20 protein-coding genes are annotated in these 11,421 nt (G+C 46.6%); 18 read left to right on the top strand and 2 right to left on the bottom strand.

The genetic code is table 11. The annotated features are described in order from the left end of the window. Positions 1-345 precede the first annotated feature (345 nt). Both ACTXGO_RS01010 and ACTXGO_RS01005 read right to left on the bottom strand, forming a co-directional pair. Positions 346-762 (bottom strand): hypothetical protein, encoded by a 417-nt coding sequence (locus tag ACTXGO_RS01010; protein ID WP_443573178.1) that lies wholly within the window; start codon positions 760-762, stop codon positions 346-348. 73 nt (positions 763-835) lie between these two features. Continuing rightward, the gene (locus ACTXGO_RS01005) at positions 836-1,528 is read right to left on the bottom strand and encodes an XRE family transcriptional regulator (RefSeq protein ID WP_443573177.1); all 693 of its coding nucleotides are present in this window, start codon (positions 1,526-1,528) and stop codon (positions 836-838) included. Positions 1,529-1,758: 230 nt separating this feature from the next. Between ACTXGO_RS01005 and ACTXGO_RS01000 the strand changes: the two genes are divergently transcribed. The 18 genes from ACTXGO_RS01000 (at position 1,759) to ACTXGO_RS00915 (ending at position 11,413) form a co-directional block, all read left to right on the top strand. After that, on the top strand, positions 1,759-1,992 hold the full coding sequence (locus ACTXGO_RS01000) for a helix-turn-helix domain-containing protein (RefSeq protein ID WP_443573176.1): 234 nt from the start codon (positions 1,759-1,761) through the stop codon (positions 1,990-1,992). 11 nt (positions 1,993-2,003) lie between these two features. Continuing rightward, positions 2,004-3,986, top strand: a complete 1,983-nt coding sequence (locus ACTXGO_RS00995; protein WP_443573175.1) for a Mu transposase C-terminal domain-containing protein — start codon at positions 2,004-2,006, stop codon at positions 3,984-3,986. 8 nt (positions 3,987-3,994) lie between these two features. After that, a complete protein-coding gene (locus ACTXGO_RS00990) occupies positions 3,995-4,168 on the top strand; it encodes a hypothetical protein (protein ID WP_443573174.1) in 174 nt (57 codons plus the stop codon). Positions 4,169-4,170: 2 nt separating this feature from the next. Continuing rightward, on the top strand, positions 4,171-5,046 hold the full coding sequence (locus ACTXGO_RS00985; RefSeq protein ID WP_443573173.1) for an AAA family ATPase: 876 nt from the start codon (positions 4,171-4,173) through the stop codon (positions 5,044-5,046). Positions 5,047-5,059: 13 nt separating this feature from the next. Continuing rightward, positions 5,060-5,434 (top strand): hypothetical protein, encoded by a 375-nt coding sequence (locus ACTXGO_RS00980; protein WP_443573172.1) that lies wholly within the window; start codon positions 5,060-5,062, stop codon positions 5,432-5,434. Next, positions 5,424-5,894 (top strand): Thoeris anti-defense Tad2 family protein, encoded by a 471-nt coding sequence (locus ACTXGO_RS00975; protein ID WP_443573171.1) that lies wholly within the window; start codon positions 5,424-5,426, stop codon positions 5,892-5,894. Before ACTXGO_RS00980 ends, ACTXGO_RS00975 begins: the two co-directional genes overlap by 11 nt. Then, entirely contained in the window at positions 5,884-6,330 is a 447-nt protein-coding gene (locus ACTXGO_RS00970; RefSeq protein ID WP_443573170.1) for a gp16 family protein, read from the top strand. Before ACTXGO_RS00975 ends, ACTXGO_RS00970 begins: the two co-directional genes overlap by 11 nt. Positions 6,331-6,362: 32 nt before the next feature. After that, a complete protein-coding gene (locus tag ACTXGO_RS00965; RefSeq protein ID WP_443573169.1) occupies positions 6,363-6,818 on the top strand; it encodes a Mor transcription activator family protein in 456 nt (151 codons plus the stop codon). A gap of 50 nt (positions 6,819-6,868) precedes the next feature. Continuing rightward, a complete protein-coding gene (locus ACTXGO_RS00960) occupies positions 6,869-7,390 on the top strand; it encodes a hypothetical protein (protein ID WP_443573168.1) in 522 nt (173 codons plus the stop codon). 10 nt (positions 7,391-7,400) lie between these two features. Next, positions 7,401-7,979, top strand: a complete 579-nt coding sequence (locus ACTXGO_RS00955) for a hypothetical protein (protein ID WP_443573167.1) — start codon at positions 7,401-7,403, stop codon at positions 7,977-7,979. Continuing rightward, the gene (locus tag ACTXGO_RS00950) at positions 7,979-8,119 is read left to right on the top strand and encodes a hypothetical protein (RefSeq protein WP_443573166.1); all 141 of its coding nucleotides are present in this window, start codon (positions 7,979-7,981) and stop codon (positions 8,117-8,119) included. The genes ACTXGO_RS00955 and ACTXGO_RS00950 overlap by 1 nt, the downstream gene beginning before the upstream one ends. A gap of 2 nt (positions 8,120-8,121) precedes the next feature. Then, complete coding sequence (locus tag ACTXGO_RS00945) at positions 8,122-8,340, top strand: hypothetical protein (RefSeq protein ID WP_443573165.1); 219 nt, start codon at positions 8,122-8,124, stop codon at positions 8,338-8,340. A 2-nt stretch (positions 8,341-8,342) separates the two neighbouring features. Continuing rightward, a complete protein-coding gene (locus tag ACTXGO_RS00940) occupies positions 8,343-8,582 on the top strand; it encodes a hypothetical protein (protein WP_443573164.1) in 240 nt (79 codons plus the stop codon). A 35-nt stretch (positions 8,583-8,617) separates the two neighbouring features. Further along, positions 8,618-9,376 (top strand): DUF3164 family protein, encoded by a 759-nt coding sequence (locus tag ACTXGO_RS00935; protein WP_443573163.1) that lies wholly within the window; start codon positions 8,618-8,620, stop codon positions 9,374-9,376. A gap of 7 nt (positions 9,377-9,383) precedes the next feature. Further along, on the top strand, positions 9,384-9,599 hold the full coding sequence (locus tag ACTXGO_RS00930) for a hypothetical protein (RefSeq protein ID WP_443573162.1): 216 nt from the start codon (positions 9,384-9,386) through the stop codon (positions 9,597-9,599). Between the two features lie 67 nt (positions 9,600-9,666). Then, positions 9,667-9,945 carry an HU family DNA-binding protein gene (locus tag ACTXGO_RS00925; RefSeq protein WP_443573161.1) on the top strand — a complete coding sequence of 93 codons (279 nt, stop codon included), beginning with the start codon at positions 9,667-9,669 and terminating at the stop codon, positions 9,943-9,945. A gap of 155 nt (positions 9,946-10,100) precedes the next feature. After that, on the top strand, positions 10,101-10,913 hold the full coding sequence (locus ACTXGO_RS00920; protein WP_443573160.1) for an N-acetylmuramidase family protein: 813 nt from the start codon (positions 10,101-10,103) through the stop codon (positions 10,911-10,913). Next, positions 10,913-11,413 carry a hypothetical protein gene (locus tag ACTXGO_RS00915; protein ID WP_443573159.1) on the top strand — a complete coding sequence of 167 codons (501 nt, stop codon included), beginning with the start codon at positions 10,913-10,915 and terminating at the stop codon, positions 11,411-11,413. Before ACTXGO_RS00920 ends, ACTXGO_RS00915 begins: the two co-directional genes overlap by 1 nt. Positions 11,414-11,421: the final 8 nt, after the last annotated feature.

Here is an 11,421-nt window from a genome sequence, read left to right as displayed (position 1 = left end):
GTACAGTGATAATAGATTACTGTGCGGCTTATAGCGTAATTGATACATATAAACGGTTTGACTGCTAATCGCTTTATTGTGGGGCAGTGATTAGTATTGCATAGGTTAAGTATAGAAGAAGAACACCTATTATCACTGGTTAAACCAATAATGACAAGGGTTAGAGAAAATTGGGTCAGATTAATATGCACGAATAAAAATTGGTGAGGATTGAGATATAGTGATAGGTTAAATGCGTTTAATTGTGCATATATGATATAGACGTGATAGGCGTTTAAACGATGTTTAATAGGTAGATAATAAATGATTAAGGGCAGCCGTAATGGTTGCCCTTTTTTGTGGGTGCTATTGGGTGATTAGGTCGTCAATAATGATAAGTGGTGGCCTATAACCTGTGTGGTATGCACCGTCCATAGCGCGTAGTTTCTTTAGCTTAAACTTAGGATGCAAGCCGTCATAGATGTCATGCAAGTTAAGCCCTTGTAGCGGCATCTCTGAACATACTAGGGTACGCTCGAAGCTCGAAAGGTTTGGGTAGCTATACCATCTAGCGACGCAGGCGTATAGCATACGATCATTAAAGGGTATGAGCTGGTATAAAACGGCGTTGTAGTTCTTGTTGTATTGACCACTTTCTGTCGTTAATACCTGCCAATCTCGATCGTATAGCTTACGATGAGGGCTGCGAACATTAACGAAGTAGTCCATGCCAGACCTTTCGGCTAGCTCCTTGATATCGCGGATGTCTTTATCTGTCAGCATACTAGCCTCCTGTAGTGTCCGATCAGTATAGCACTACGCTTTGGTACCGTCATCAATGAGGGTACCAGAAGTGCTAGTCAGGCAGATCATAGCTTGCGTGAATGACTTGACCGCATATCTCTATGTTGGTGGCTTCCATATCTGCTTTAGTGATGTCTAATGGATCGTAGAACTTGTTATCGCTGATGAGTCTTAGACCACCGCCTATCAACCACTGGATGCGCTTGACGTAGTGTCTGTCCTCTATGCGAATGACGTAGACCTTACCGTCTAGGGGCTTGGTCTGGTCACGGTTAATAACTACCACTGCACTCTCTGGAATGGTTGGTGTCATTGAGTCGCCTTTGGTAAACATCGCGGCTAATGATTTGACATTCAATCCTCGCGCTGTCAGCCAGTGCTTACGGAATGCTAAGTACTTGCTTGCCTCAGACTCTCCCAAACATACCGCACCTGCACCTGCACTGACTTCTACGTCATAAGCAGGGACATAGACGTAGTCATCATCAGGTTTATCAATAGCATAGTCAGTACGAGGTGTGGACGATACTCCGCTATCTGAATCGCCAAAAATAATGTATTGAGGGCTTACACCGTATTCCCTTGCAAGCTTTCCTATAGTTTCAATAGACGCTTCCCTGCTACCAGTTTCCCATTGTTGTAAGGTGGTAGTACCAACATCAGCATAATTCGCAGCCTTCTGTCTAGAGTACATACACTCCTCTCTAGCAATCCTTAAGCGTTCGCCAATTTCTTTTCTATTCATGACTCTATCCTCAATAGTAAATCCCTTTACAGTTAACTTCCTTTAAACAGTAAAGAAATAAACTTTTCAATTTACACTTTACTGTTAAATAACTTCTATGTTTATCAACTACTTACTCCTATTGAGTTAAATTTCCTATATTATTTAACTGTAAAGCGAAATTATACTGTTTACAGTTAAACTCTTTACGGTTATACTGGTCGCATACAGTCACCAAAAGAGGTAAGCGAATGCACACAAAAGAAGTTAAAAAAGAAGCGCCTAAAGATTGGCATAAAGCCTTTATAAGCGCTGCTCTCAAAGAAAAAGGTACTAATTTATCAGCATTGGCTGAAGCAAACAATTATTCCCGTAATGGTCTGCGCAATGCTCTATATCGTCCGTATCCTAAGGCTGAAAAGATTATAGCTAAAGCTCTTGATGTTGAGCCTAAAGATATTTGGCCTAGTCGCTACGGTTTGTAAGGAAGTCTGTAATGCAAGTATTAGATTGGTATACAGCCCAACAAATAGCTGACCTCGACTTGAGTAGTTTACCAAATACAAAAGCTGGTGTCATTAATCGGGCAAAAAAAGAATTGTGGATTGACCGTAAACGGTTAGGACGCGGCGGTGGTAAAGAATATTCGTTTGAAGGTTTACCCGCTGACGCACAGGCTGAGATAAAAGCTAAGGCTTACAAGGCTTTGATGCCTAAGCAATCGCCAAAAGCGCAACGTGATATCGCTATCATTGCTAATCGCAACATCGACACACTAGATACGGTGCAACGCGCTACCGCTGACGCTCGATTACTTATGACATTGCTAGTGTCTAAATATGAAGCGAGTACTGGCAGTCGTACCAAGGCGATTAATCTCGTTAGCTCTATGAGTCGCGATGAGGCTTTGCCCGTTGATGAGTCTACAGACTATAACGCTATCTGTGCTACAGCACTGGCGAAGAGTCGCGGCAAGATAGGTATAGGCGCTCGCACCTTGCACAAATGGTGTCTGGCTGCCGATAACTGCGAAACGCCCACCGAACGACTAGCGGCGCTCGCACCGCAGAAGCAAGGCCAACCGGTTATTAAGCCCACGCAAATGGAGTGGCTGCCTGACTATATGGCGGTGTATCGCAACACGAATGGCTTATGCATGGCTGAGGCATATCGGACGTTTGAGAAGTCCTACGCTGCCAAGCATGGCGCGGAAGCTGTACCCCATTATGACGCGGTACGCCGTGCGATGGAAAAGATGCCGAAATATATACGCGAATGTGGTCGCTTGACTGGTGCCAGTATGAAAGCGCTTAAGACTTATGTGAAGCGCGACTGGTCAACGCTGGTTAATAACGACGTGTGGACGGGGGATGGTCACAGCTTAAAGATGAAAGTCGCGCATCCCGATCATGGCAAGCCGTTCACGCCTGAGCTGACTTTGATAATGGACACTGCTAGTCGTTATATCGTGGGCTGGTCGATGGCGTATTCAGAAAACATGCTCGCGGTTGGCGACGCGCTACGTCATGCGATGACTAATCACGGCATCCCTGCGATTTACTACTCAGATAATGGCTCTGGTCAGAAGAATAAGACTTTTGATACGGATGTGATCGGTATATTTCCACGTCTCGGCGTGCATCACGAAACAGGCATACCAGGCAATCCACAGGGACGCGGCATCATTGAGCGGGTGATGAAAACTATCGCACAGCCTATCGCGCGTCAGTTTGAAACCTATCACGGCCCGAATGTCGATAGCGATACGCTACGTAAAATCAGCACCGCTACCACCAGTCTAGCCAATGCGCAAGCAGCAGGCCGTAAAAACCTAACGCCAAAGCAAGCTTGGGCTAAAGGCAAACTGCCCAGTTGGACTGAGCTGTTAGAGGTCACTGAAGCGGTCATCGCTTGGTATAACAACGAGCATGAGCATACTGCGCTAGGCAACGTAACGCCTGCGATGATGCGCCAACACATATTCAATAAAATGGATGCTGAAGACATTATCCCGCTGACTGAAGTTGAAGCTCGCGATATGTTCCGTCCTGCGGTGCGCCGCAAAGTGCAACGCGCTTGGGTCACGGTCTATAACAACGAGTATTGGCATAAAGCGCTTGAAGCTTATGACGGTCAAGAGGTCGATATCTTTATCGATCAGCACGATGCGTCAACGGTCATTGTTCGTCACTCAGACGGCAGCTATATCTGTGACGCGATACTGGACGGTAATAAACGCCTTGCATTCAGCGAAACTCTCGTACAGCGCACCAAGCGCCAACGTGCTGAGACTCGCATCAAGAAGCTTGATGAGAAAAAAGAGCAAGCTATCGCTGAGACCCGTCCAACGCTAGAGCACGATAAAGCGCAGACGTTGGATCAGCTGGTCATGCCGATGCCAGTCACGCCCAGCGCCAAAAAAGAGTACGCGATGTTTGAGATTGATCTCGATGACGCTAAAAAAAAACAAGCTAAATAAGGATATTGATGATGAATAAATTGTATTGGAAAACCAGCAAAACTGGAAAAATAACGTTTTGGCAGAGCAGCGCCGCAGGTGACAAACAGCTGACACGTTCTGAGTATAGAGCTGCTGCTATAGAGCGACAACTACGCCGCACCGCCGAAGCTAACCCGACTATCACCAAACAAGGAAAGTAAGTATGAGTATTGAGTTATTAAAAGCACACATCGCTAGTACTGGCATGAGCCAAAAGCAAGTGGGCGCACAGCTCGGCAAGAGTGCTGCGGTCGTCAATCAGTATCTACAAGGCACATACAAAGGCGATGTCGAAGGCGTGGATAAAGCTGTCGCTGAACTCGCCCAGCGTCAACAAAGCAAGAGTGCTGATGTATCTAGCGACTTTATCGAGACACCGATGGCTAGTCGCACTATGCAGAGCTGTATGTTTGCTCATGCGATGTGCGATATGCAGCTCATCATCGGTGACGCAGGACTGGGTAAGACGATGGCGCTCAAGGAATACGCGGCGCGTCATAGCAACGTCATCATGCTAGAAGTTGATCCGACGTTCAGCAGCAAAGTGCTCCTCGCAGAAATCAGCAATGCGCTAGGCCTCACGGTTGGACGTAATAACAACGCCATGATGACCGCTGTGATTGAAAAGCTAAAAGGCTCTGATCGTCTATTAATAGTCGATGAAGCCGAACTGCTAACGCTGAACTCGCTAGAGATACTGCGCCGCATCCATGATAAAGCGGGTATCGGTATTGTCTTAGCTGGTATGCCAAGACTACGTGCAAACCTACGCGGTGCGCGCGGTCAATATAAGCAGATCTATAGCCGTATCGGCATGGTGCATGATCTCAAGATGCGCTTGCCTAAAGACGACATTGCTATGTTTTGTGAGTCGGCACTGGGTACGTCTGAATTTAACGAAGTATTGAATAAAGTCTCACAAGGGAATGCGCGCCGCTTGAACAAGCTGTTGCGCGGTATCAATCGCTTATCAGTATTGAACAAAGCGCCTGTGAATAAAGACATGATCGACCAGTTCGCTGATCGATTGATTGATTAAAAGGGAGTTTGAGATGTCGAAGTTAAGTAAAGAGCAGATTAAAGAATTGAGCAACAAGAAGTTTGTATTGGGTCGTCTTAAGCTTAAGTGTGATGGGTACGTTATTACCTTAAGAGACGGGATATACAAGCGAAAAGTTAGAACAGATATATCAGTAGATGGATGGCTTAAAGGGCAATGGCTTGTTGAACCAGACGCCCATCCTGAGAGTAAGTTTTTTATGCCGTTTGTGCGCTACATCAAAATGAGTCCACAAAGTAAAAAGAGAGAAAAGATTGAGCTTGGTATGCGTAGACCTGACTTTGCAAGTATCGGTCAAGCCCTACGCCACTTAAACAAAGTCTGCGATAGCGTGGAGTTGATTGAGGAGAACGATTGTGAGTCATAAAACACCACTATGCGAGTCAGTATGTCCTCAATGCAAGCGCGAAGTTGAGTTTGAGCCTGTGCATCCTTTACAGGTAGAGCGGGATTGTTTTTTGGGTAGTTATCTTTGCAAGTGCAACACCTTGTTAATGATGGACTACGAAGTCGCTAGCCAAAGCTTTATCGCTAGAACGTATGAGGCGTGGATGTTACAGCATAAAAAACAATTTCATTTCGGCAAGGCGCTAGAACTGGTGAAGAAAAGCAAAAAAGTCACACGCGCCGCTTGGGATGAAGGTAGTTACTTGTACTTGGGAGAGAATAGCAGTGCTTATCAAATCGAACAGAAGAACGTACCAGTGCTTATCGTGCATTACCGAGGCGACGATTACTACTACGCCTATGCTAGTGATTTTGATATGAGTGATGACCTATTGGCAGAAGACTGGATGTTATATGAGGAGACACCCAATGAGCACTAAAAAAGCACTTATGGCAAAAATCCATATCGCCAAAAAAGAGCTGAACTTGGACGATGCGACCTACCGTGATGTGCTATGGCGCGTCACTGGCAAGCGTAGCTGTAAAGATATGACCATCGCTCAGCTACAAGACGCGGCTAAAGATATGCAGAACAGCGGCTTTAAGCCTAAGGCCACACCTAAGCACGGCAGTAAGCCCAACGTTACTAAGCGCCGTCAACCCTTGATTAACAAGATCGAAGCGATACTCGCTGATATGGGTCTGCATTGGAACTATGCGCACGGCGTCGGTGAGCAGATGTTTAAGATCAAGCGCTTGCAGTTTTTGAACGATCAGCAGCTCTACAAAGTCACGCAGGCGCTGAGTGCTCATCAACAGAGTGAAACGCTGAAAGCGGCTAAGGAAGCTGCCAAACCCAAACAAAACGCAAAATGAACGCAAATCAATCAAAGAAATTGGAGCTGTCAATGAGTCATAAGTCGCTAGATATCGATGCTTTAGTAGAAGAGTTAAAGCCTGAGCTACTGCCCGATGTCGTCGTCGATATCTCTAATCTAATCGGCTACAAAGCGACGATCAAACTGGTGCAAGCCGTTGGTGGACTCGACTTTGCCGTACCTATGGGAGATAAACGCTGTCCTGCGCGTACGCTACTTACCAATGCAGTCGGTAAACATGCCACTGATATCTTGATTAATTGTTATGGCGGTGAGCGAGTCTATATTCCGCGCTGTCATGCCGCCTTTAATCAGCTGCGCTATAGCGAGTTTCGCCGTGATGTAGCCAAGATGGTAGCAGGCGGTGCGTATCAAAAGACAGCGATCCACCACTACGCGCCATTGTACGGCTTTACGGAGCGCTGGGCGTATACCGTCCTCGCTGAAGAGACTAGATCTGACGCTCAAATGCGATTATTTGATTGATTTAACCGATGTTTAACTTGAATTTAACCCCTTATTGACTGGTGATTATTATGAGTACTACAACTGAAAACCAATGCACTAGCGCACATGTCAAAGGCGACATATTTTTGAATGGTCGCTGTGTCCATTTCGCTGATGACTATGCTGCTGGGCCCGCTACGACTCTTGGTATGCCAAGCGCGGACGAATATGCACAAGGCATGAAGAAGCTACGCGCTAGGGCCAACTGCCCAGTACTGAGTCCAGAAGAGACGCTGCTAGCAGAGGAGCTGAGCGATATAGATCTCGATATGCCCAATGCGCCGCAACCTGAGTCTACTCCGGGTAAGCGTATGCTATGGACTGACGAATACCACCAAGGCAAAGCGACCAAGCGTCCTACGGTCGCCGAATATCTAGCAGACCAGCGCCGCAAGGACATGATTGATCGTATGCCTGATTTTGAGCGCTTTACGCATAACGAGTTACGGGGCTTAAAAAAGGAAGTAAGGAGCTTGACATTTAAGTTACTGATGACCAATTGGATTGTGGCTGCTGTCATTATCATTGCTATTCTCATGAAGTTGGCATAAGGAGAGCGGTATGAAAACACGTTGTCATAACTGCGGTGCTACCGCGTCGCTCGATCTATTGGTCAGCACTAATGCGGCGGGCCGTGCGTTCGCCGCTGCGTTCAATGTGCCGTCCCCACTTGCACCAATGATGCTTAAGTACTTGGGTCTGTTTCGCCCTGTCAATCGTGAGCTGGCGTTTGCCCGTGCGACGACGCTACTTAGCGAGCTTACGCCCTTTATTAATGCGGGTAAATTGACGTTTGATCGTCAAACGACTGAGGCGCCCATCGCGGCGTGGAGCTGGGCAATCAATCAAGTACTCGCAGCACGCGATACGGGCACGCTCAAAGTGCCTATGACTAACCACAACTATCTGTACCGCATCGTACAAGGTTATGACCACCGCAAGCACAGTACTGAGGGTGACGAGGCGGCAAAAGCATGGTCTGGCAGTGTTACGAGTAATGCGACGATCATGCTAAACGGTCTGCGCAAGCCTGTTTTCGCTGGTAAAAATCAACAAGAGACCTACGATATCGTCATGCAGGATCAGATGCCTGGTGAGAGCGCGGACGAAACTTATGAGCGTATTAAGGATAAATACTGATGGAGAGTCTAGCCATGTTGCTGGCTGCCGCTGTAATCGGCATGGGTCTAGGGTTTGGTTTGATGCTAGGTATCGGTGTTTTTAAAGCGTTAGATGATGTACTCAAGCGCTTAATCAATAATTTGGGAAAAGGAAAGTAAGTATGCAAAGTGAGTTTGGATTCAAATACTTAGGAAGCCGTGACCAAGCAATGGCAGCAGCGCTTAAGTTAGTACCTGATACTGCCGTAAATGTAGAAATAAAAATCAGTTATGTACCAGGACTGATTAAGCGACAAGACGTCGTTGTACGGTTTGCAAACTTTCACAGCTATACATTTATTTTAAATCCGTTAGATTTTTTTAACCCAAAAGGAAAGTAAAGATGTCAAATAAACGTTATATGAAAGACGAAACGGGTATTAAGCAAATGATCGAAGATATCAGCTATGACTTACGGAATCGTACCATAGCTAGATTAGCAGATGATATTGATTATGAGCTGGCTGTTTCTGCAAAAGAACTTATAGAAGAGCAATCCACAGCAGAGCAGCGCGAGCTTTTGACCGCGCCAATTAATGAAGTCGCTGTAGACGTTGCTCGTCAAATTACAAAAAGGTCTTAAGTTAAAAAACCCAGTAACCCAAAAGGAAAGTAATTATGTCAACTCAATATAAAAGCGCTGAAGAGGCCTTTGCTAAATCAGGCGTTACCACTGCTGAAGCGCTACGCACTCTCACTGCTGACAGCGACGACGTTATGGTCATGACCGAAGCACCAGTTTCAATCGGTGCCCCCGTCTTTACGGAATGCCCGTCGCAGCGTATTACCTACATGGAGAACGCAAAAGGCCACTTGATCCCTATCGATAAAGTAAAGCCTGTCGATAAGCTGCGCGATGAAGTCGTCAAGGACATGATCGCTATCGCTATCGATGTCCGCGCTACGATGCAAGTCGCCAAGCGCAAGTTATTTGATAGCTTTAATGATTTTGTCGCCCTGTCTGCTCAGGAGTATGACGTGCAAATGGGCGGTAAAAAAGGCAATACGACTCTACTGTCATACGATGGTAAGTACAAAGTGCAGCTGGCCGTGTCTGAAAACATCGTCTTTGATGAGCGTCTCCAAGTCGCCAAGACATTGATTGATGAGTGTCTGACCGACTGGACGCAAGACAGCAATGACAATATTAAGGCGTTGATTAATCAGGCGTTTCAGGTCGACAAAGAAGGTAATATCTCGACGGGTCGCGTGCTTGCGCTACGTAGTCTCGATATTAACGATAGTAAGTGGGATCGTGCGATGGACGCTATCAGTGATGCGATACAAGTCACCGATACCAAAGAGTACATCCGCTTTTATGAGCGTGATGACGATGGCGCTTATCATCAGATTTCACTTGATTTTAGTAATGTGTGAGGTGGGTATGAGCATTCAAACCGTAACCTTTGCTAAAAATCCAAACGGCATCGATAGTATCAAGATTGATACCTCGCGCAGCATGATATATCAGGGTTGTCGTCAATTACCGCTGATCTCAGGACTTAAATATCGTTTGATGGGTAAAAGTGGTAATCGCATTGCTTATAACGGCGGCGACAAATGGGTCGAAATTCAGGCCGACATTAAGTCTATTAAGTAGTTCAAACGTTTGCTGGGCTAAAAGCCCAGCCTACGACTTAATTCAATTTAAATCAAAGGAAAATATTATGAATAAGCAAGATTTAGTAGCCGTGATGGCAGATAACGCAGACCTTACGAAGGCACAAGCCGCCCGCGCACTCGATGCGTTTGAATACGCTGTCGGTGCAACGTTGCAGGATGGCGGTACGATTAAGCTCGTCGGTTTTGGCACATTTAAGACCCGCGCACGTGCCGCATACGTTGGCAAAAATCCCGCTACTGGTGAGCCTGTCAATGTACCTGAGAGCCGCCGCGTTAACTTTACCGCAGGCAAAGACTTAAAGGAGCTGGTCAATTTAAACTAGCATTAAACTAGGTTTGCCCTGTCTTTAAACCCACCTCAAACCCGTTACCAGTCCCGTACTGCTAGCGGGTTTTTTGTGTACTGAACGTCATCATCTAACCACATCGACACGCGCTACGCATAATGGCTCTAATCACTTAATGATATGAGTCTGTTATGTCTGACAACCCATCTGATAGCACCGTTGATACCAATATTGTCGCTGAGCGCACCGCGTTTTTTGACTGGTTGCGCGATCAGCAAGACGATAAATCGTTGACGCAAGACAATGTTGATGCCGCGCACGTGATGCTATTGAAGTTTCGCACTGACGAGCTAAAAGAGCTGCTCATGCGTATTGGACTTGCCACGCCTAGCATTTTACTCATCCCTAACCCAAATCCGCCCAAAGTCACGCGCGATGACATTAACGCTGCTGCTAAGCGTATCGATGTGCCTGCTGCCCAAATCAAAGCTATCAACGATGTAGAGTCGCCAAAAGGCGGATTTTATAGCGACGGACGTCCAAAGATATTGTTTGAGCGTCATAAGTTTTGGCAAGCCTTGACTGATCGCAATTGGATTACCAAGCGCAATGAGATGTATCTCAAATACCCTGATATTTGTAATCCTAATCCTGGCGACTACAATGCCCGTCCACAATACGAAAAGCTAGAGATTGCTGCGACGCTCAATTGGGATGCCGCGCATGAGGCGTGCAGCTGGGGCTTTGGTCAGGTCATGGGTTTTAACTATGAGAGTCTTGGCTATGAGTCTGTCCGTGACTTTGTTGAGCAGATGTATAAGTCCGAGGGCGCGCAACTCGACGCGGTCTGTCGTTATATCCAAGTCAATCACCTAGACGACGACCTGCGCCGCAAGGATTGGGCTGGGTTTGCTAAAGGCTACAACGGCAGAGACTACCAGCGCAATAAGTACGATACCAAAATGGCTGCCGCATTTGCCAAAGCAATACGTGAGGGCTGGTAATGTTTTGGCCAATTTTAGTCAGTAATATAAAAGCGTCTATCGTATTTACGCTAAGCAATTTGCGCGAAATCTTAATCGTGTGTTTGGTTATTGCGATCATAGCTTTAATCGGAGCTTACGGTGAGAGTCGTAGCGATATCGAACTGCTCAAAACCGAGCACGCGCTAGAGATCACAACCATCCGCGCCAATCATGTGGCCTCGCAGCGCAAACTGGAGCAAGCAAGCTATGACCAAACTATTCAAGCCATTAACGATCATAAAAAGCGTGAAGCAGTTAATGCTACTGCAATTGCTGATGCTACTACTGCTAATGAGCGGCTGTCACAGACTATCGACCGCCTCGCCGCCAATGCCGCCGTCGACGCCGACTATCGAGTTAAGTACGCCGCTACCAGCGGACAGCTACTCAAAGAGTGTAGCGGATCAATTACAAGACTGGCAAAAGCGGCTGATGGACACGTCAACGACATCAGACTCTTGCAAGACGCCAAACGCTGAGTGCGTCA

The sequence above is a fragment of the Psychrobacter sp. T6-1 genome (assembly GCF_052258445.1).
The sequence above is the reverse complement of the archived record's forward strand: the minus strand, read 5'-3'. Positions and strand labels throughout refer to the sequence as shown.

What these genes read in the sequence shown, in the direction of transcription:
- ACTXGO_RS01010 (WP_443573178.1), bottom strand. Translation starts at nt 762, where the DNA reads ATGCTGACAGATAAAGACATCCGCGATATCAAGGAGCTAGCCGAAAGG.
- ACTXGO_RS01005 (WP_443573177.1), bottom strand. Translation starts at nt 1,528, where the DNA reads ATGAATAGAAAAGAAATTGGCGAACGCTTAAGGATTGCTAGAGAGGAG.
- ACTXGO_RS01000 (WP_443573176.1), top strand. Translation starts at nt 1,759, where the DNA reads ATGCACACAAAAGAAGTTAAAAAAGAAGCGCCTAAAGATTGGCATAAA.
- ACTXGO_RS00995 (WP_443573175.1), top strand. Translation starts at nt 2,004, where the DNA reads ATGCAAGTATTAGATTGGTATACAGCCCAACAAATAGCTGACCTCGAC.
- ACTXGO_RS00990 (WP_443573174.1), top strand. Translation starts at nt 3,995, where the DNA reads ATGATGAATAAATTGTATTGGAAAACCAGCAAAACTGGAAAAATAACG.
- ACTXGO_RS00985 (WP_443573173.1), top strand. Translation starts at nt 4,171, where the DNA reads ATGAGTATTGAGTTATTAAAAGCACACATCGCTAGTACTGGCATGAGC.
- ACTXGO_RS00980 (WP_443573172.1), top strand. Translation starts at nt 5,060, where the DNA reads ATGTCGAAGTTAAGTAAAGAGCAGATTAAAGAATTGAGCAACAAGAAG.
- ACTXGO_RS00970 (WP_443573170.1), top strand. Translation starts at nt 5,884, where the DNA reads ATGAGCACTAAAAAAGCACTTATGGCAAAAATCCATATCGCCAAAAAA.
- ACTXGO_RS00965 (WP_443573169.1), top strand. Translation starts at nt 6,363, where the DNA reads ATGAGTCATAAGTCGCTAGATATCGATGCTTTAGTAGAAGAGTTAAAG.
- ACTXGO_RS00960 (WP_443573168.1), top strand. Translation starts at nt 6,869, where the DNA reads ATGAGTACTACAACTGAAAACCAATGCACTAGCGCACATGTCAAAGGC.
- ACTXGO_RS00955 (WP_443573167.1), top strand. Translation starts at nt 7,401, where the DNA reads ATGAAAACACGTTGTCATAACTGCGGTGCTACCGCGTCGCTCGATCTA.
- ACTXGO_RS00950 (WP_443573166.1), top strand. Translation starts at nt 7,979, where the DNA reads ATGGAGAGTCTAGCCATGTTGCTGGCTGCCGCTGTAATCGGCATGGGT.
- ACTXGO_RS00945 (WP_443573165.1), top strand. Translation starts at nt 8,122, where the DNA reads ATGCAAAGTGAGTTTGGATTCAAATACTTAGGAAGCCGTGACCAAGCA.
- ACTXGO_RS00940 (WP_443573164.1), top strand. Translation starts at nt 8,343, where the DNA reads ATGTCAAATAAACGTTATATGAAAGACGAAACGGGTATTAAGCAAATG.
- ACTXGO_RS00935 (WP_443573163.1), top strand. Translation starts at nt 8,618, where the DNA reads ATGTCAACTCAATATAAAAGCGCTGAAGAGGCCTTTGCTAAATCAGGC.
- ACTXGO_RS00930 (WP_443573162.1), top strand. Translation starts at nt 9,384, where the DNA reads ATGAGCATTCAAACCGTAACCTTTGCTAAAAATCCAAACGGCATCGAT.
- ACTXGO_RS00925 (WP_443573161.1), top strand. Translation starts at nt 9,667, where the DNA reads ATGAATAAGCAAGATTTAGTAGCCGTGATGGCAGATAACGCAGACCTT.
- ACTXGO_RS00920 (WP_443573160.1), top strand. Translation starts at nt 10,101, where the DNA reads ATGTCTGACAACCCATCTGATAGCACCGTTGATACCAATATTGTCGCT.
- ACTXGO_RS00915 (WP_443573159.1), top strand. Translation starts at nt 10,913, where the DNA reads ATGTTTTGGCCAATTTTAGTCAGTAATATAAAAGCGTCTATCGTATTT.